The organism is Streptomyces sp. NPDC048349, from assembly GCF_040651925.1.
In the GTDB taxonomy this organism is placed as follows: Bacteria; Actinomycetota; Actinomycetes; order Streptomycetales; family Streptomycetaceae; genus Streptomyces.
The window spans coordinates 104,520-123,222 of sequence record NZ_JBEZLA010000007.1 but is presented as its reverse complement, the minus strand read 5'-3'; the positions used below and the strand labels follow the sequence as shown (position 1 = coordinate 123,222).

Annotated in this window: 13 protein-coding genes, 1 pseudogene and 1 riboswitch; of the genes and pseudogenes, 4 read left to right on the top strand and 10 right to left on the bottom strand. The window is 72.0% G+C overall.

Annotated elements, in window-relative coordinates; all coding sequences use genetic code 11:
* Positions 1-168 precede the first annotated feature (168 nt).
* The gene (locus AB0D44_RS06670) at positions 169-1,026 is read right to left on the bottom strand and encodes a serine protease (protein ID WP_037895844.1); all 858 of its coding nucleotides are present in this window, start codon (positions 1,024-1,026) and stop codon (positions 169-171) included.
* On the bottom strand, positions 1,023-1,334 hold the full coding sequence (locus AB0D44_RS06665) for a CU044_2847 family protein (RefSeq protein WP_031149171.1): 312 nt from the start codon (positions 1,332-1,334) through the stop codon (positions 1,023-1,025). The genes AB0D44_RS06670 and AB0D44_RS06665 overlap by 4 nt, the downstream gene beginning before the upstream one ends.
* Positions 1,335-2,369: 1,035 nt before the next feature.
* On the opposite strand from AB0D44_RS06665, the pseudogene AB0D44_RS06660 reads away from it, so the two are divergent.
* Positions 2,370-2,561: pseudogene (locus tag AB0D44_RS06660) on the top strand (CorA family divalent cation transporter); the annotation flags it as partial.
* 182 nt (positions 2,562-2,743) lie between these two features.
* Here AB0D44_RS06660 and AB0D44_RS06655 read toward each other — a convergent pair.
* Positions 2,744-3,466 carry an SDR family oxidoreductase gene (locus AB0D44_RS06655; RefSeq protein ID WP_362585384.1) on the bottom strand — a complete coding sequence of 241 codons (723 nt, stop codon included), beginning with the start codon at positions 3,464-3,466 and terminating at the stop codon, positions 2,744-2,746.
* A gap of 96 nt (positions 3,467-3,562) precedes the next feature.
* Between AB0D44_RS06655 and AB0D44_RS06650 the strand changes: the two genes are divergently transcribed.
* Complete coding sequence (locus AB0D44_RS06650) at positions 3,563-4,510, top strand: AraC family transcriptional regulator (protein WP_362585381.1); 948 nt, start codon at positions 3,563-3,565, stop codon at positions 4,508-4,510.
* A 14-nt stretch (positions 4,511-4,524) separates the two neighbouring features.
* On the opposite strand, the gene AB0D44_RS06645 is transcribed toward AB0D44_RS06650, so the two are convergent.
* The 3 genes from AB0D44_RS06645 to AB0D44_RS06635 all read right to left on the bottom strand — a co-directional run bounded on the left by AB0D44_RS06645 (position 4,525) and on the right by AB0D44_RS06635 (position 6,639).
* Positions 4,525-5,619 (bottom strand): radical SAM protein, encoded by a 1,095-nt coding sequence (locus AB0D44_RS06645; RefSeq protein ID WP_362585378.1) that lies wholly within the window; start codon positions 5,617-5,619, stop codon positions 4,525-4,527.
* A gap of 140 nt (positions 5,620-5,759) precedes the next feature.
* Positions 5,760-5,942, bottom strand: a complete 183-nt coding sequence (locus AB0D44_RS06640; protein WP_362585375.1) for a hypothetical protein — start codon at positions 5,940-5,942, stop codon at positions 5,760-5,762.
* 124 nt (positions 5,943-6,066) lie between these two features.
* Positions 6,067-6,639: a histidine phosphatase family protein gene (locus AB0D44_RS06635; protein WP_362585372.1), complete on the bottom strand. Its 573-nt coding sequence runs from the start codon at positions 6,637-6,639 to the stop codon at positions 6,067-6,069.
* A 151-nt stretch (positions 6,640-6,790) separates the two neighbouring features.
* Positions 6,791-6,872, top strand: a riboswitch (cobalamin riboswitch).
* Between the two features lie 60 nt (positions 6,873-6,932).
* Between AB0D44_RS06635 and AB0D44_RS06630 the strand changes: the two genes are divergently transcribed.
* Both AB0D44_RS06630 and AB0D44_RS06625 read left to right on the top strand, forming a co-directional pair.
* Positions 6,933-7,160, top strand: a complete 228-nt coding sequence (locus AB0D44_RS06630; protein WP_215145784.1) for a CbtB-domain containing protein — start codon at positions 6,933-6,935, stop codon at positions 7,158-7,160.
* 12 nt (positions 7,161-7,172) lie between these two features.
* Positions 7,173-7,985: a CbtA family protein gene (locus tag AB0D44_RS06625; protein ID WP_362585368.1), complete on the top strand. Its 813-nt coding sequence runs from the start codon at positions 7,173-7,175 to the stop codon at positions 7,983-7,985.
* A gap of 114 nt (positions 7,986-8,099) precedes the next feature.
* Here AB0D44_RS06625 and AB0D44_RS06620 read toward each other — a convergent pair whose 3' ends face one another.
* The 4 genes from AB0D44_RS06620 to AB0D44_RS06605 all read right to left on the bottom strand — a co-directional run bounded on the left by AB0D44_RS06620 (position 8,100) and on the right by AB0D44_RS06605 (position 18,602).
* Positions 8,100-9,419, bottom strand: coding sequence for a M1 family metallopeptidase (locus AB0D44_RS06620; RefSeq protein ID WP_362585361.1), 1,320 nt, complete (start codon positions 9,417-9,419; stop codon positions 8,100-8,102).
* 22 nt (positions 9,420-9,441) lie between these two features.
* The gene (locus tag AB0D44_RS06615) at positions 9,442-13,359 is read right to left on the bottom strand and encodes a Pls/PosA family non-ribosomal peptide synthetase (protein WP_362585358.1); all 3,918 of its coding nucleotides are present in this window, start codon (positions 13,357-13,359) and stop codon (positions 9,442-9,444) included.
* A 226-nt stretch (positions 13,360-13,585) separates the two neighbouring features.
* A complete protein-coding gene (locus tag AB0D44_RS06610; protein ID WP_362585478.1) occupies positions 13,586-16,438 on the bottom strand; it encodes an NHLP bacteriocin export ABC transporter permease/ATPase subunit in 2,853 nt (950 codons plus the stop codon).
* Between the two features lie 37 nt (positions 16,439-16,475).
* A complete protein-coding gene (locus tag AB0D44_RS06605; protein WP_362585475.1) occupies positions 16,476-18,602 on the bottom strand; it encodes an NHLP family bacteriocin export ABC transporter peptidase/permease/ATPase subunit in 2,127 nt (708 codons plus the stop codon).
* Positions 18,603-18,703: the final 101 nt, after the last annotated feature.

The window sequence follows — 18,703 nt, the reverse complement described above, 5'->3', positions numbered from 1 at the left end:
TGTCGAGCAGGGCGGCAAGATAGCCGAGGTCCCTGCCGAACTGGGGACAGTGCAGCGGCGGCGGTTGGGTGCGCAGCTCGGCGACGGCGGCCTGGGCGAGCCGCCTGGCCGCGAGGTCACCGCGCAGGGCCCGCTCGGCGTGGGTGGCGGCTTCCTGCCAGGCAGTGGTCATGCCTCACCCCCAGGTGACTGCCGCTCGATGAACGTCTTCGCGGTGAGGAACTTGAGCTCGCTGCTCTGCGAGGCGTCCAGCACCCCGCGCTGTGTCCACTTCTCTATCTGGTCGAGCAGCAGATCCGTGACGGCGGCCGCCGCCCCCAGCCCCGTACCGCTCTCACCGCGCTCCTCCACACGGCAGTGAACGTGGTGCCGAACGGCTTGCTCCGGTGCGGGCTTGGCCGGGCGCAGTACGTCGATCAGGTGCTCCACGTCGAACTGGTCGAAGCGGCGCATCGCTTCACCGATGGTCGCGGCGAAGAGCACATTGGCGGCACGGTGCGACTCCGCCCGGTCCGGTGCCTGCTCCAGGAGGATGCCCACGATCAACGGCTCCCGATCCTCGGGCAGGCCTTTGACCACCGGGCCTCCTGAGTATCCCGAGTAGTCGCCCAGGTGTTGGTGTGTCGTCAGCTGCAGGGCCTCGATGACCGCTCCGCCCTCGCACGGATACTCGGCGGATCCGCTGTCGACCTGTCCCCGAAGATGCACCTCGGCAGCCGCGGGCCGGTACGGTCCGTGCCAGTCGTCACCGCCGTGCGCGACACCAGCACGAGGGATGGGCAATCGGACCTCGAAGGCGGCCGAGACCGTGATCAGCGCGAGGTCCGCTTCCTTGTCCTGGCGGCAGACCTGCCCCGCCAGCCGAGAGCCGTCCGCCAAGACGATGTCCACGCGCTCGTCGGGCGATGTCAGGCCGCGCAAGCAGTGCAGCGCCGTCAGGACGTAGCGGGGGGTCAGCAGGAATCCGCCGCCGAGGCGCTGTCGGTCCTGGAACAGCTCAACCCAGTAGCTCGCGCCGCCGATCATTCGGATTCCGGAGCCCGCTCCACGGTCAAGGTGACCTCGAACGACGCCTCGGCCGATGCCTTGGACAGGATGACTCCGGCTTCCGCCGCCAGGGTCAGCCCGAAGGTCACCTCCATGCCGGAAACCTGCCAGCCGTTGTGCCGTGGCACCCTGGCGAGTGACTGCTGGGCGATGGTGGAGGCCTCGACTATCGCCTGCTCCAATTCCTCGGCACGCTCTCCGAGGGCAGCGCTGGTACGCGTTCTGCTGGCGATCTGGCGGCTGCCTGACGCATCGACAGCGACCGTTTCGACCCTGACTTCGGGCATGAGAGTGCGTTCCCGTCTCTAGGTGCTCAAAGTGCAGCGGCGCCCCGTCCCCGTCAAGAAGCCTAGCCAGACCGGTGCCGAGAGGCGACGGAATCACGTACAAGATCTAGAACTGCCGTACGGATCCGGCCACGCCTGATCCAAGGAACACAGCCCGGCGAGACCGCCGTCGCCCTCGCGGGCACAGAGAGCCACGGCCCTTCGGGACTGACCACGCTGGAACTCGCCATCATCGAAGCAGCGGTCAGATGGAAGTAACCGGACCGGCAGCCCATCCGGCGACAGCACCGCCGTACTCATCATCCGCCGAGGGGGATGCCGACGGCACGGCACCTCGTACCCAACCTCCTCGGCGGCCGGTCTACTTCCCCCACCACGACCGGCTGGCCCTCGCCAACCACCCCCCACCCGCAGACCCGAGGTTGTGGGTAACCCGCGCCAGCACAGCGTCTCAACCTGACGACTTTCGCACCTGCCAAACAGTTCGATCAAGCGCTGCAAGCCCGGGAAGAGTTTGCTACGGGACTCCGGTGATACCGAGGCGAAGACGCCTACCTCCTCCAAGCCAGATCTGGTCTGGAGGGGTACTCTTCCCCCAATCGGTGGTGCCGGAGAACCTTGCAACTGGACTACGTTCCCTTACTCGGCCATGCCACCGCACTGCAGCAAGTTCTCGGGAACACCCGGCCGGCGCGCCGCTCATCGCGTCCGGTAAGGACCGTACGAGAGGCGTGCATCAGCGTCACCCGCGCTCCCCTCCGCCCCCAGTGAACGCAATGGCCATCACTGCACCGACTCGCCTCCACTACGTTGCGTAGCCCATCCCGACACCTGGATCGGGCCTGCGGCCAGCGGCGATCCACCTTCCCGGGCGGTCGCGGCTGGGGGGAATCTGGGGAGAATGAAACCCCGTTGGGGAGCGGCTGGGGAGGATCGGCCGTACAAACGGGCAGCATCGCGAAAGGGTCGGAAAGACAGATCATCGCAGTCGAACTGCCTACACAGCCGATATTCGCAGGTCAGTGGCCTGAGGGTGACGACTTCAAGAAGATCTCCTCTTGGGCGGCCATCCTGTTTGCACCCACGTTGGTGGGAACCATCTACGGCATGAACTTCGAGACCATGCCGGAACTTAAGTGGGCCGCGGGCTACCCCTTCGCGATCCTGCTGATGGCAGTGGTCTGCGTGAGCCTGTACGTCATCTTCAAGAAGCGCGACTGGCTGTAGATCCCACACCAGCGCCATTGAACACTTAGCTCTTGCGAACTCCTAACAGTGCCCCGCAGGGCCCGCTGGGAGAATCCGCAGCCCGCCCACGCCGGCGCTGCCCTCCTATTCTCCGGCAGAACATGCCCGGGGTGGTGCCCGCGGCTGTCGGGCCGGGTTTGTCGGTCCGACAGCAGCCGGTGTCAGGCCAGTGCGGCTCCGCCGTCGAGGGTGAGCACCGTGCCGGTCGCGTAGCCGTTGCTCAGGAGGTAGAGGTAGGCCGCCGCAGCCTCCTCGGGGCTGCCGACGCGCTGCACGGGGAGGCCGCTGCCTTGCGCGTGGAGGAAGGCCTCCGGCTCGGGCAGGGTGCTGTCCCAAAGCTCGGTGCGGATCGCGCCGAGGCGGACCGCGTTGACCCGCAGTGGGGCGAGTTCCAAGGCTAGGGCTCGTGTCAGACCCTCGACGGCTGCTGTGATGCTCGCGCCGAGCGAGGCTCCGGGGGCGGGCCGGGTGGCGAAGGCGCCGGAGGTGAAGGTGATCGAGCCGCCGGGACGGAGCTTCGGCGTCGCGTACTTCGCGGCGAGCAGGGCACCCCAGAAGCGGCGCTCGAAGAACGCTCGGGACTCCTCGGCGGTGAGGTCGGCGAGCGGCTTCAGCAGCAAGGACTCGCCCGCCGTGTAGACGAGGTGGTCGAGCTCGCCGATCCGGTCGAAGAAGGCGGCGAGCGCGGCCTCGTCGGCGACGTCCAGCAAGATGCCTTCGGTCGGGCCACCGAGCTTCTTCACCGCCAGGTCGACCCGGTCCTGGCTGCTGGAGGCGACGACCACGTTCGAGCCCTGAGTCGCTGCGGCCTGCGCAACGGCGAAGCCGATGCCGGAGGTACCACCTATGACGACGACACGCTGGGTGTCTGCTGTGTTGTTCATGGCGAGGACGCTACGTGCCACGACCGAGACAACGAATGGGCTGAAGTCTCGATTCTTTGTCTGATCGTCTCGACCTCAGCACACTATGGTGAGTGAATGGACATACTCAGCGACACGCTCGCGGCCCTGCGCACCGGTCGTCCGTCTGTTGTCCGTACCGACGCGCAGGCGCCGTGGGGTGTGCGTTTCCAGCCCATCGCGGGAGCCGGATTTCACGTCGTCGTCGAAGGACACTGCTTTCTCCTGCCGGTCGGCGGCGATCCGATAGCCCTGGGCCCCGGCGACGTCGTGTTCCTGCGGCGCGGCACCGATCACGCCATCTGTGACGCGGTCACCAGCGAGCTGGTCGCCTTCGAACCCGACCGCGTCGACACCTCCTCGCCGATCGGGCGTTTCACCGTCGAGGGCGACGGCGCCCGCAGCGTGCTGGTATGCGGGGCCTATCACCTCGATATCGACCGGCCGCATCCGCTGCTCGGCGACCTCCCGGAGGTCATCCACCTCCCGGCCAGCCCCGGTCGCCATCCGGCGCTGCGCTCGGCGGTCGACCAGCTCTGCGCCGAGATCCACCGGCCTCAGCCGGGTTCGGACTCAGTGGTCACGGCGCTCGTCGATCTGCTGCTTCTCTATATTCTGCGGTCCTGGTACGCCGAGTTGCCCAGGGAGCAGACGCAGGGCTGGGCCTCGGCACTGAACGACCCGTTGATCGCCCCGGCGCTGAAAGCGATCCACGACGACCCGGCGCATCCGTGGACCGTCGAATCGCTGGGGAGCAGGGCCGGGCTGTCGCGCGCCGCGTTCGCCCGGCGGTTCACCACGGTGGTAGGCGAGCCGCCGCTCAGCTACCTGACGACGTGGCGGATGGCCCTCGCGGCGCGGATGCTGCGCGAGACGGTCGGCTCGCTGAGCGCCGTGGCCGAGAACGTTGGCTACACATCGGAGTTCGCGTTCGCGAAGGCATTCAAGCGGCACTTCGGCGCCCCACCTGGGGCATATCGGCGGGAGCGGCGGACGGCGTCGGCTTCGCTGTCGGTGCCGGTTTGAGTCGTGCCCCGGTGTCAGCCGGGGGGCCGCGTGCCGATGTGCAAGAGTTCTCGCGGAGGGCGCGGCAGGCCGGCGTACGGGCAGGTCAGCGCGGCCCGGTCCTGGCCCGTCCAGCCGCGCACCCACGGGGAGAGCTGGTCGCCGTCGATCTCCAGGACGCCGTCCGGCCTGATCCGGCCGATGGTGTTGGACGGGTCGCCGAGGGCCACCGTGCACTTGCCGATGCTCCCGTTCGCGCGGATCACCAGGGAGTTCGGGCGCGAGGCGTAGCAGGGTTCCGTTCGGGTCCCGCCCGCGCGGGCGGGCGCGCCCGTCCGGAGCAGGCTGCTGAGATCGTCGTGGATGCGGTCGCGCGCTTCGCGGTCGAGGACGTCGATGCCGTCGTTGTTCGGCCCGCCCAGCTTCTCGATCGGCTTGAGCCGTACCGAAAATCGGTCGTCTTCGAGGAAGGTGTCCCGGAGTTCCGGAAGGAATTCCCGCATGGACGGCACATTGGCCGGGGTCAGGTGAATACGGAGGAGAATGCGGATCGGCAGGCTGCTCCGGCGAAGGGCGAGGAGGTTGCTCCAGATCTGCTGGAAGGACCCGCCGCCGTTGGCTCTGCGGCGCGTGGTGTCGTGCACCGCTTCCGGGCCGTCGAGTGAGATCTGGTAGGAGCGGATGCCCAGTCGCTCCCACCTCTCCGCCGTGGAAACGTCCAGGTGGTAGCCGTTGGTGGTCACGTCACCGGCGTAGTCGAGATGCGGCGCGGCCGACATCGAATCGACGATGAAGGAGGAGATGTCCTCCACGATCGTCCGCGCGAGGAGGGGTTCGCCCCCGAACCACGAGACGTTCAGATTGCGGAGATCGCCCATCCGACGGGCGAGGAGGAGTTTGATGCCCTGGACGGTCGGCGGCTGCATGCGGCCGATCGCGAAGTCCTCGTAGCAGTAGGTGCAGCGGAAATTGCACTGCTCGGTGGGCAGCACGATCAGGTGCAGCGATCGGTCGGTGAGCGCGGCGGCGAGTTCGTCTTCGAAAGTCGCGCCATCGCGGAGCGGGGAGGGCGAGGGGGACGGGGAAGGGGGAGGAGGGGAAGAGGAAGGGAGAGGGGGTGTCTGGTTCATGGTCGCGCCCTGACGTCGAGTCGAATGCACGTACGGATGTACGCAGGGATGTCTGCGTGGGCGGACCGGCCCTGCGCGGGCCTGCGTGCCCTGCCGGGTGTGGCGCGGCCGGGCAGCAGGCCCGCTCGGTGCCCGGACGGCTACATCTCCGGCGGACCGCAAGGGCAGTTGATGTTGATGATCGGGGTGCTGCGCCGGACCCGGCTTCCCGCAGCCATTCCCTGCAGCCTGCTCGCGAGTTCGGGGTCCGTGAGGATGACCCGTCCCTGATCGTCGAGCTCGACATCGACCTTCGATTTCTTGTTGGAATTCTTGTCGGCCATGACGGCCCTCCTTCGGTGGGGGTGCGAGGCGGTCCGCTCGCGCACCAACCCTTCCGTGCCGTTCACGACTCCGCGACCGGTGACGGGCGAACGAGGGACCCACGGCACCCCTCCCGGCCGGTCGCTACGGCGTGCTTCCGATGCGCAGGTTCCAGCGCTGCGCGCGGCCGGTGAAGTGGAGCGCCGTGAGGGGGCGGACGTCCATGCGCCAGAACGCCTCGTCGGGTGCCGCCAGGGCGTGGAGCACGGCCGCGCGGATCACGTCGGGTTCCACGACGGCCGTGATGTGTTCGGACCCGTCGGACGGGTCGGACAGGGCGTCGAACCAGGCGGCGACCCGGATCCGTACGTCCCGCAGCGATTCCCCGCCGTGCGGTGCCGCGGTCGGGTCCGCCAGCCAGGTGGCGACGGCGTCCGCCTCGGCGGCGGCGACCGCGTCCAGGGTCTGTCCCCGCCAGCGCCCCATGGCGCAGCCGGCCAGTTCCGCCGAGGGCTCCGCCCGCAGGCCCAGGGCCCGGGCCGTCTGGCGGCAGCGGAGCGAGGGGGAGGTGTACGCGCGGGTGGGCGGGGCGATCGCGGCGGCGGCGGCCTCGGCGCGGGCGGTGCCCGCCGGATCGAGGGGGCTCTCGTCGTCGAACCGGACTTCGCGCAGGGCTTCGCTCGTCGCGGGGGAGATCAGGGTCAGCCGGACTGTCATCGGGGCCTTTGCGGTCGCGGTCTTCGGAAGTCAACGGGCCGCCACCCTACTGAGGGGGCGTGCGGAAGTGATGCGGGCCTCACGCCCTTGGCGATGGGTGCGGCACGCGGTACGGTCGGGCGACATTTCAACAGAGTGACGACGGCGAGACGGAAGTCCGGTGTGAATCCGGCATGGTCGCGCCACTGTGTGCTGCGGTGGCACCCCTCGGGGTGCGTCGCGGCGAGTCAGACCCGCGGACCGTCGTCCTGCACCACCGTACTGGGACGCGTGTTCCCCGAGGAGGTTCCACCATGGCCGAGGCTGTCGTCTCCACCGCCATCCCCACCCCTTCCGGCTCCCTGCCGGCCCCGCTGCCCGTGCGCGCGGTACTGCCCTGGGCCCTTTTCGTCGGGCTCCTGATGCTCGTCGCCCTGTACTTCGTCGGCGCCGAGCAGGGCGCCACGTCCGTGTTCTCCGGTGCCGGAGTGCACGAGTGGGTGCACGACGGTCGTCATCTGCTCGGCTTCCCCTGCCACTGAGAGGCCGCGCACATGTACGCCTCAACTGTCAGAGTGCTCCTGGTCCGTGGCATGCTCGCCGGCCTGATCGCCGGGCTCTTCGCCTTCGCCGTCGCCTACGTCGTGGGTGAGCCGCCCGTCAACGGCTCGATCGCCGTGGAGGAGGCCCAGGCCGCCCAGGACGCGGCGAGCGCGCACGCCGGGCACGGCGGCGCGGCCGCGATGGAGGAAGAGGAGGAGGAACTGGTCAGCCGGCCGGTGCAGTCGACCGCCGGTCTGGCCACGGGTGTCCTCGTCTACGGTGTCGCCCTCGGCGGCATCGCGGCCCTGGCGTTCTCCTTCGCCCTCGGGCGCGTGGGCGGGTTCAGCCCGCGGGCGACGGCGGCCCTCACCGCGGCGGCGGCCTTCACCACCGTCTACCTGGTGCCGTTCCTGAAGTACCCCGCCACTCCCCCGGCCGTCGGGAACCCGGACACCATCGGGCAGCGCACCACGCTGTTCTTCCTGATGATCCTGCTCAGCGTGCTGCTCGGCGTCGGCGCGGTCATCGCGGGCCGTCGGCTGGCCCCGCGTCTGGGCAACTGGAACGCGAGCCTGGCCGCCGGCGCCGGCTTCGTCGTCGCCGTCGGCCTCGCGTTCGCGTTCCTGCCGGACAACGACGACGCGGTCAAGGCCGGTTTCCCCGCGGCCCTGCTGTGGGAGTTCCGGGTCGCCTCGCTGGCCGTGCAGGTCGTGCTCTGGGCGGTGTTCGCGATCGTGTTCGGCGTGCTGGCCCAGCGGCTCCTGGCTCCGCGTACGGCCGAAGCCGATGCTGCGGTGGCGCAACCGGCCCCTGTCCTGGGCTGATCGGCCTGCGGCGCAGCGGCGCAACCGCGCAACTGCGCAACGGCACTGCCCCGCCGCCCCCTTGGGGGACGGCGGGGCAGTGCCATGTCGCCCCTGCGTCGCGAGCGGCCCGGCCTACGGCAGCGGCGGCAGCGCCGGCTCGTGCAGCCAGGCCGCCAGCAGGCCGTCCGGCGGCTCGGTGGCGTAGCGGGCCACGTGAGCGGTGAACGCGTCGGTGGTCACCACGCCGTGGCGGTGCACCCCGGCCCAGTCGCGCAGCATGCGGAAGAACGCGGAGTCGCCCAGGGCGCGGCGGACCGCGTGCACGGCGAGGCCGCCGCGCTGGTACAGCCGGTCGTCGAACATCAGCTTGCGGCCCGGGTCGGCCAGCCGCAGGTCCTGCGGCTGCGAGGCCAGCAGCCGGTGCGCCGCCGTCGCCAGCTCGTGCGCGGTGCGGCCGCCGGAGCGCTCCGACCAGAGCCACTCGGCGTACTTCGCGAAGCCCTCGTTCAGCCAGATGTGCCGCCAGTCGGCGACGGTCACGCTGTTGCCGAACCACTGGTGCGCCAGTTCGTGGGCGATGAGGCGCTCCGAACCGCGGACCCCGTCCACGTGGTTGGCGCCGAACAGGGACAGGCCCTGGGCTTCCACCGGGACGTCCAGTTCCTCGTCGGCGACGACCACCGCGTACTCGCCGAACGGGTAGGGCCCGAACAGTTCCTCGAACAGCTGCATCATGGCCGGCTGCCGCGCGAAGTCGCGGGAGAACCGCGGCAGCAGGTGCGCCGGTACGTGGGCGCTCTGCGGGACGCCGCCGAGTCCGGGGTCGCCGAGCAGCACGGTCTGGTACATGCCGATGGACAGGCCGACCAGGTAGCTGGAGGTCGGCGCGGACTGCTCGTACACCCAGGTGGTCGTGCTGGCCTTGGTGGTCCGGGTGAGGAGGCGGCCGCCGGCGACCACCGTGTAGGCGGAGGGGGTGTTGACCGAGATCTGGTACGAGGCCTTGTCGGCGGGCCGGTCGTTGCACGGGTACCAGGAAGGGGCGCCGACCGGCTGGCTGGCCACCAGCGCGCCGTCGGTCAGTTCCTCCCAGCCCAGTCCGCCCCAGGGGCTGCGCACCGGCTTGGGGTTGCCCGCCCAGTGGACTTCCACGGTGAACGCGGCACCGGCCGGCAGCGGCTTGGCGGGCCGGACGCGGAGCTTGCCGCCGCGGTGCGTGTAGTGCGGGGCCCGGCCGTTGAGCAGGACCCGGCCTATTTTGAACTCGGCCAGGTTCAGGTGGAACTCCGCGAGCGGCGCCCGTCCGGCGATGGCGCTGAGCCGGGCCGTCCCGGTCAGCCGGTTGGGGCCGGGACGGTATTCCAGAGCGAGTTCGTACCGGTGCACGCGGTAACGGGAGTCGCCGTTGGCCGGGAAGTACGGGTCCGCTGCCGCTGTGTGCTGGCCGTTCACTGCCGCTTCCGTTCTGGCCCCGTCAGGACCGCCACGCCTCGATCGGATTGCCCAGCCAGCGGGAGTCGGCGGGCACGGATTCCCCGGCCATCACGAGGGAGGCGGGACCCAGGGTGCTGCGGGCCCCGACCGTGCTCCCGGGCAGGACGATTCCGCCCGGGCCCAGGGTGGCGCCCTCGCGGAGGACCACAGTATCCGTCCTCAAGATCCGGTCGTGGAAGAGGTGTGTCTGCACCACGCATCCGCGGTTCACGCTGACCGCGTCACCCAGTTCCACCAGGTCCGTTTCGGGCAGCCAGTAGCTCTCGCACCACACGCCGCGGCCGATCCGGGCCCCCAGCCCGCGCAGCCACAGGGCCATCAGCGGCGTGCCGGGCACCGATCCGGCCAGCCACGGCACGGCCAGTACCTCGACGAAGGTGTCGGCCAGCTCGTTGCGCCACACGAAGCCGCTCCACAGCGGGTGCTCACCCGCCCGGTGGCGGCCCACCAGCAGCCACTTCGCGGCCACCGAGACCGCGCACGCGGCGAAGCCGGCGGCGAGCAGCACCGCTCCGGACAGCAGCGCGGTCCCCCCGATCCCCAGACCGCCGCTGCCGCTGAGCGCGCAGAGCGCCGCCACGGTCAGTACGGCCAGGGCGGACGAGCAGAAGACCGGCACGAGCCGGCACAGCTCCACCAGCCCCCGCGCCCACAGCAAGTGCAGGGGCGGATCGTACGTGCGGCTCTGGTCGGCGTCGGCGGTGGACCGCGGCAGCCGGACGGGCGGCAGGCCCAGGTACGAGCTGCCCTTCTTCGCTTTCTTCGGGGTGGCGGACAGCACGCCGACGAGACCGTCGTCCGGGACGGTACGGCCGGGCGCGGTCATTCCGGAGTTGCCGAGGAAGGCCCGGCGGCCGATCTCGGAGTGTCCGATCCGCATCCAGCCGCCGCCCAGTTCGTAGGGCGCGGTAAGGGTGTCGTCGGCGAGGAACGCGCCCTCGCCCACGGTGGTGAGGCTGGGCAGCGCGAGCACCGTGGAGACCTCCGCTCCCCGGCCGATCTTCATGCCGAGCAGGCGCAGCCACACCGGTGTGATCAGCCCCGCGTACAGCGGGAAGAGGGTGTCCCGGGACAGGTCCATCAGCTGGGTGACCGTCCAGGCCTGCCAGCCGATCCGGCTGTGGGTCGGGTGGGTTCCCGTCCGCAGCCCGAGGCTGAGCAGGCGTACACAGCCCAGCAGGAGCAGGGCGTAGGCGCAGCCGAAGGCGAGCGCCCCGGGCACCACGGCGAACAGCGCTCCGCGCAGGGCCGCACCGAGCCCGGCGCCGGCGGGCACGAAACGGCTCATCACGAGCAGGGCGGGGAGGATGGCGAGCGCGGGCAGGGCCGTGAGGCACAGGCCGGTCGCCCCGTACACGGCCCGCCAGTGGGCCGCGCGCGGCGGGCGTTCCTTGGGCCAGTTGTGCTTGGCCCTGCCGAGCTTGCCGGCGGGCGCTCCGGCCCAGCGCTGGCCGGTCGGGATCTGTCCGGCCACGGCGGAGCCGGGGGCCACCTCGGCCCGCTTGCCGACGCGTGCGCCGGGGAAGAGCATGCTGCGGGTGCCGACGACCGCGCCCGCTCCGACCTTGACCGCGCCGATCTCGAGGCGGTCCCCGTCCAGCCAGTGCCCGGAGAGGTCCACCTCGGATTCCACGGCGCAGCCGCGGCCGAGCTTGAGCAGGCCGGTGACCGGCGGCAAGGAGTGCAGGTCCACCTCGGGGCCGATCCTGGCGCCGAGGGCGCGGCCGTAGCGCTGCAACCAGGAGCCGGTCAGGGAGGTGGCGCCGGTGTACTCGGCCAGCCGCTCGGCCGTCCACAGCCGCAGGTGGACGCTCCCGCCGCGCGGGTAGCGGCCCGGCTTGACCCCGCGCAGCAGCAAGCGTGCGCCGCCCGCGGCGAGCACGAGGCGGCCGGGCGGGCTGAAGAGCAGCGCCGCGCCCGCGGCGACGAGCCACCAGGGGGCGGTCGGTGCCCACGGGCAGGGCCCCAGCCGGTGCAGGACGTTGCCGAGGGCCAGCAGCGCCACCGTCCAGCGCAGGCCGACCAGGGTGAACAGCGGGAGCAGCAAGGCCGTCTGGATCACCTGGGCGCGCAGCGGGACCGGCGCGACGGTCCGGGCCCTGCCGTCGTCCTGTGCGGACTTCTCCAGCCGCCGGGCCAGCTTGCGCAGGGTGGGCTGCTGGTAGATGTCGAGTACGGCCGCGCTCGGGTAGCGGGCGCGCAGCCGGGTGGTGAGCCGGGCCGCGGCGAGGCTGTTGCCGCCGATGGCGAAGAAGTCGTCGGCGGCGCCGGTGACGGCGACTCCGAGGGTCTCGGTCCACTGCTCGGCGAGCCAGGCCTCGGTGCCGTACAGCTGCTCGGCGGGGCCGCCGGCCTCGGCTTCCGGCAGCGGCCAGGGCAGCGCGTCGCGGTCGACCTTGCCGGAGGTGCGGGTCGGCAGCTCCTCGACGGGTGCGAGCAGGGGTACGAGGGCCGCGGGCAGTTCGGCGCGCAGCCGCTCCACGGCCGCCGCGTGGTCCCAGCCCTCCTGGGTGACGAGGTATCCGACGAGCAGCTGGTTGCCGCTGCGTGCGGTGCGTACGGCGGCGGCTGCGCCGGCCACGCAGGGCAGGGCCTGGAGCGCGGCGTCGACCTCGCCCAGCTCGATGCGGCGGCCGCCGAGCTTGATCTGCTCGTCGCCGCGGCCGAGGAAGACCAGCCCTTCGGGCTCCGCGCGGACGAGGTCGCCGCTGCGGTAGGCGCGCTGCCAGCCGAGGGATTCCAGCGGGGCGTACTTCTCGGCGTCCTTCTCGGGGTCGAGGTAGCGGGCGAGGCCGACGCCGCCGATGACGAGCTGGCCGCTGCCGCCCATGGGCACGGGCTCGCCGGACTCGTCGACCACGGCCAGTTCCCAGCCGTTCAGCGGCAGGCCGATCCGGATCGGGTCCTCGCCGGTCAGGAGCGCGGCGCAGGCGACGACGGTGGCCTCGGTGGGGCCGTAGGTGTTCCACACCTCGCGGCCCTCGGTGACCAGGCGCTGGGTCAGCTCGGGCGGGCAGGCCTCGCCTCCGAAGACGAGCAGCCGGACCTCGCCCAGGTCTTCGGGTTCCCAGAGCGCGGCCAGGGTCGGCACCGTGGAGACCACGGTGATCTCCTGTTCCACCAGCCAGGGGCCGAGGTCGGCGCCGCTGCGCACCTGGGAGCGGGGTACGGGGACCAGGCAGGCGCCGTAGCGCCAGGCCAGCCACATCTCCTCGCAGGAGGCGTCGAAGGCGACGGACAGGCCGGCCATGACCCGGTCGCCGGGTCCGATCGGCTCGTCGGCGAGGAACAGCGCGGCCTCGGCGTCGACGAAGGCGGCGGCGCTGCGGTGGCTGACGGCGACGCCCTTGGGCTTGCCGGTGGAGCCGGAGGTGAAGATGATCCACGCGTCGTGCTCGGGGCCGGGCCGGGCGGCGGGGCCGGCGTGTGCGGCTCCCGTGGTGTCGATGCGCCGGCCGGTGCCCAGTACGGCCCGTACGCCGGCCTCGGCGAAGACCAGCTCGGCCCGCTCGTCCGGGTCTTCGGCGTCGACGGGCACGTAGGCGGCGCCCGCGGCGAGTACGGCCAGGATGGACACGTACAGCTCGTTGGTCCCGGAGGGCACGCGTACGCCGACCCGGTCACCGAGGCCCACTCCGGCGGCGGCGAGTGCGCGCCGCCCGCGCTCGACCTCGGCGGCCAGGGCGCGGTAGGTCACCTGCGCGGAGCCGTCGTCCAGCGCGGGCTCGTCGGGGTACGCCCGTACGGAGGCGTCGAGGATGTCGACGAGGGTGCGCGGCGGGGCGGTCGGCCCGGCGGTGAACAGGGCGGATTTCCCGGGCTCTTCGAGCGTTGCTCCACCGGGCGCTGCCCCGTGGTCGAGCAGAGTGGGTTCGCCGCGCTCCGGTGTGGCTGCCATCTGCCCTCGCGTCTCGTTCCCGGAAACGTCCGGGTCGCCGAGGGAGTCCGGGTTTGCCCGGGTTGTTCCGGTTCGGCGGCAAACAACCCGCCATTCTAGTGCGCCGTCGTGGTGAACCCCTGAACGAACGCGCGGACGTGGCCGGGACACCGCGGCTCCCGCCAGGGGCTCCGCGGCTCCCGCCAGGGGCTCCGCGGCCCGGGATGCCCGGAATGCGTCCGCCGGGTCAGCTCAGCTGACGGCGGACCAGTTCGTGGAAAAGGCCCGCCGGGTCGGCGAGCAGCTGCGCGGGCGGGCCCTGCTGGACGATGCGGCCGTCCTCCATGGCGATCACCCGGTCGGCGTCCATGACCGTGGACAGCCGGTGGGCGATCACGATGCGGGTGGCGCGCAGGGTGCGGGTGGATTCGATGACGACCCGCTGGGCCTCGTTGTCCAGCGCGCTCGTGGCCTCGTCGAAGAACAGGACGCGCGGCTTGCGGATGAGGGCCTGGGCGATCATCAGCCGCTGGCGCTGGCCGCCCGAGACGGTGGCGCCGCCGTCGGAGAGCATGGTGTGCATGCCCATCGGCATCGCCTTGATGTCCTCGGCCAGCCCTGCCATGGCGGCGGCCTCCCACGCCTCCTCGAGCGAGAACGCCTCGGAGCCGCAGATGCAGTCGAGGATCGAGCCGGTGAACGGCTGGGCGTTTTGCAGGACGACGCCGCACTGGCGGCGCACGGCCGCCTGGTCGAGCGCCGCCAGGTCCTGGCCGTCGTACAGGACGCTGCCGGAGAGCGGCTTGTCGAAACCGATGAGCAGCCGCAGCAGGGTCGACTTGCCGCAGCCGCTGGCCCCGACGATCGCCACGAACTCCCCCGCCCGCACCCGGAAGTCGACTCCGTCCAGGACCGGCGGGCCGTCGTCCGAGTAGCGGAAGGACAGGTTCTTGGCTTCGAGGGCGCCGGTCAGCTCGCCCGGCGCGATGCCCCCGCGGTCCGCCTCGAGCGGCTCCCGCAGGATCGGCTTGACCTGTTCGAACATCGGCAGCACGGCGGCGACCGACAGGAGCGCGCCGGTCAGCTGCGTGACCGAGGACATCAGCATGGTCAGGGCGGTGCTGAACGTGAGGAACTCGGCGGCGGACATGGCCCCGCGGGCCGGTCCGGCCAGCAGGACGAACATCACCAGCGTGCACAGCGGCAGGTACACCGCGCCCAGCACGGTGCTCACGTTCTGCACCCGGCCGACGCGCTGGTGCAGCTCGCGGGTACGGGCGAACTCCCGGGCCCAGGCGGCGTAGGCGAAGCTCTCGGCCGCGGCGACGCGCAGCTTGGGCAGCCCGCGCAGGGTCTGGAAGGCCCGGTTGTTGAGCTGGTTGCCGAGCGTGATCAGCCGGCGCTGGTAGCGCAGCTGCCACAGCCCCAAGCCCAGGAAGACGGCCGCGACGACGACGAGCATGGCGAGCGCCGCGAGCGCGAGCGGCACGCTGTAGACGAGCAGCAGCACGAGGTTCATCGCGGCGACGGCGCCCGCCTGGACGCAGACCGAGCCGGTCCCGGCCAGCATGCCGCGGATGGCGCTGATGCCCATGGCCGCTCCGGCCAGTTCGCCGGTGGAGCGGCCGGCGAAGAACGCCGTCGGCAGCCTCAGCAGCCGGTCCCACACCGCAGGCTGCACAGTGGCCTCGATGCGGCCCTCGAGGCGCAGGACCGACAGGTTCTGCAGCAGCATGAAGGCCGCCGCGACCACGCCGGTCGCGACCAGCGCCAGCGCGGTCTGCACGATGAGGTCGTTCTCGCCCTGGGGGACGTACCGGCCGAGCACCCGGCCGGTGGCGATGGGCACCAGTGCGCCCAGCAGCACGGCGACCAGCCCGCCCAGGGCGAGGCCGCGCAGCTCCGGCAGGGTGCCGCGCAGGCTGAAGCGGAGCAGGGCGAGCAGGCTCGGCGGACCGTCGGGCAGCGGGCGGTAGAACATGACGGCGCGCGGTTCGAGGGCGGCCGCGGCGCGTGCGTCGATGCGCTCGCGCGTGCCGGCGGCGGGGTCGACCGCCTCGTAGCGGCCGCGCCGCCACAGCAGGGCGACCGGGGCGCCGTCCTGCTCCCGACGGCCCACCAGGGGGCCGCTGTTCTCCCGCCACCAGCGCCCGGCGAGGCGGACCGTGCGGGTGCGCACCCGGGAGGCGAGCGCGACGCGTTCGACGGGGTCGGTCCGCCCGGGCGCCGCGCCCCCCGGTTCGGACAGGGTGATGCGGGCCTCGCCGGCCACGAGGCGGCACACGGCGAGGGTCGCGTCCACGCTCGCCCCGCGGTGGACGCGGCGGCCGCCGGAGCGGCCGATGGAGGCCAGCAGTGTCCGGTCCGCCTGGCTGCGGGCTGCCTGGCCCGCCTCGATGCCGGCCGCCATCCGGTCCTCGTGGACGCGCTCGAGCTCCTCGATGGAGCGGTCCAGGGCGTACAGCAGCCGGTACTGCTGGTCGACCATGCCCTGCCACATGGCCGGGTCGAGCAGGAGGGTGCCGGCCGCGCCCTGCTCGTACACGGCCCCGTACTGCACGCTGCCCGGGGTGACCTGCATCCACAGGATGTCCTCGTCGGCCGCGCCGTGGCCGGAGCCGGCCCGGCCGTCGAGCGGTGCCTGGTAGAGCACGCGCAGGCCGCGGCCGATGCCGCGTGCGAAGGCGTCCTCGAGGGGGCTGGGGTGGTGTGCCGCCGGGGCGCCGTACTCCGCCTGGTCGGCCCACCCGTGCGGGTAGGGCGCGCCGTGGTCGGGGGCGGGCAGCTCGCGCAGTTCGATGCGGCGCAGCAGACAGCCCTGCAGGGGCCGGGCGACCAGGGTGTGTTCGGGGCCGTCGACCGGGCCCAGCAGCAGCGTGCCCGCGTCCAGCCGGCCCAGGAAGTGCCAGTGCCCGGCCTGCGCGGCATCGACGGCGAACAGGTCCAGTTCGCCGTGCACGACGAGCCAGAGCACGAGCGGGCCCTCCAGCGCCAGGCTGCGCAGACCGGTGCAGTCGACCGGGGAGCCCAACTGGCCCAGGGCCGCGACCACCGGGTCGTAGGGCCCGCCGGGGGCGCCCGGGGCGCTGTCCGGCGGCACGGCGGTGGGGGCCGTCGCCTGGTACGCGTACGTCACTTCAGTGCTCCTTGACCAGGGCGGCGTACGGGCCCCCCGCGGCGACCAGGTACTCGTGGCGGCCGCGTTCCACGACGGTGCCCCGGTCCAGGACGACGATCTCGTCGCTGTCGCGCACGGTGCTCAGCCGGTGGGCGATGACCACGCAGGCGCAGCCGCGGCGCCGCAGGTTGTCGATGACGGCCTGCTCGGTCACCGCGTCCAGGGCGCTGGTGACTTCGTCGAGGACCATGACGCTGGGGCGGCGCACCAGGGCCCGGGCGATCTCGAGCCGCTGGCGCTGCCCGCCGGAGAAGTTGCGGCCGTCCTGCTCGACGCGGCTGTGGATGCCGCCCGGGCGGCGGGCGACCACGTCGTGGACGGCCGCGTCCTCGAGGGCGGCGATGACGGCCTCGTCGGGGATGGAGGGGTCCCACAGCGTGACGTTGTCGCGGACGGTGCCCTCGAAGAGGAACACGTCCTGGTCGACGAAGGACACGGAGGCCGCCAGCGCGCTGCGCGGGATGTCCTCCAGGCGCATCCCGTCGATGCGGATGGCACCCTGCCAGGGGGTGTGGAGGCCGGACATCAGCCGTGACACGGTGGACTTGCCGCTTCCGGAGCCGCCGACGAGGGCGACCTGCTGCCCGGGGCCGACCGACAGGGAGAAGTCCTTGAGCAGGGGCGCGTCCAGCGGGCTGTAGCCGAAGGTGACGTGGTCCAGCTCCACGTGGCCCTTGAGGCGGCGGGTCCCCGAGGCGGGCTCGCGCCGGGAGAAGACCGGGTCGACGGGGAAGTTCTCGACGTCCTTGAGGCGGGCGACGTCGGCCGCGAAGTCCTGGATCCGCCCGGCGACGCCGCCCAGCCGGGAGATCGGCGCGGTGAAGCTGGTCACCAGGGCCTGGAAGGCGACGAGCAGGCCGACGGACAGGTGCCCCTCGACCGCGCGCAGGCCGCCGATCATCAGGATCAGCGCACTGTTGAGGGCCGCCAACGTGGGCGCGACGATCGCCAGCCACGCGCCGGGTACCCCGAGCCGCTGCTGTACGTCGAGGGTGACGGCGTGCTGTCCGGCCCAGCGGCGGAAGAAGCCGTCCTCGCCGCCGGTGGCCTTCATCGTCTCGATGAGCTGGAGGCCGCTGTAGGAGGTGTTCGTCAGCCGGGCGCTCTCCGCGCGCAGCTTCTGGGTGCCGGTCGCCCTGAGGCGGATCACGACGCGCATGGCCACCACGTTGAGCAGCGCGATCAGCACGCCGACGACGGTGAGCTGCGGATCGTAGGTCCACAGCAGCACGGCGTACAGCACGACCACGACGGCGTCCACGCCCGCGGCGGCCAGGTCGCGGGCGAGGGTTTCGGCGACCGCGTCGTTGGACTGCAGGCGCTGGACCAGGTCGGCCGGGTTGCGCTGGGAGTAGAAGGTGACGGGGAGCCGCAGCAGGTGCCGCAGGAACCGGGCGCTGCCGAGGGTGGAGGAGATGATGCGCCCGCGCAGCAGATTGGCCTGTTGCAGCGCGGTGAGCACGGCGGTGAGGACGAGGGTGACGGCCATGGCCGCGAACAGCACGCCCAGCAGGGACGTCTGCCGGCCGATGAGGAACATGTCGATGTACGTGCGGCTGAGGGCGGGCACCGACGCGCCGACGGCCACCAGCAGGAGGCTGGAGAGGACGGCGGCGGCCAGGGTGCCCGACGTGCCGCGCAGGTGGGCCGGTATGGCGCCCAGGACGCCGGGCTTGCGGCCGCCGCGGCGGAAGCCGTCGCCGGGCTCGAAGGTGAGCACGACCCCGGTGAAGCTGGTGTCGAACTCGTCCATGGGTACGAAACGGCGGCCCTTGGCGGGGTCGTTGACGTAGACGCCCCGGCGGCCGAAGCGGCGGCCCGTGCCGTCGTAGACGACGTAGTGGTTGAACTCCCAGAAGAGCACGGCCGGGGCTCTCACCTCGGCGAGTGCGGCCAGGTCCATCTGCATGCCCTTGGCCTTCAGCCCGTAACCGCGGGCGGCCTTGAGGAGGTTGCTGGCGCGGGAGCCGTCGCGGGAGACGCCGCAGCCGATGCGCAGCTCCTCCAGCGGGACGTGGCGGCCGTAGTGGCCGAGCACCATGGCCAGGGCGGCGGCTCCGCACTCCACCGCCTCCATCTGGAGCACGGTGGGGGTGCGTACGGTCCGGGGCGTGGCGGCCCGCGCGGCGGCCCGGGGCGCCTTGCGGGACGTGGGGGCGTGCGCGGACCTGCGGCGGGGGCGGCTGT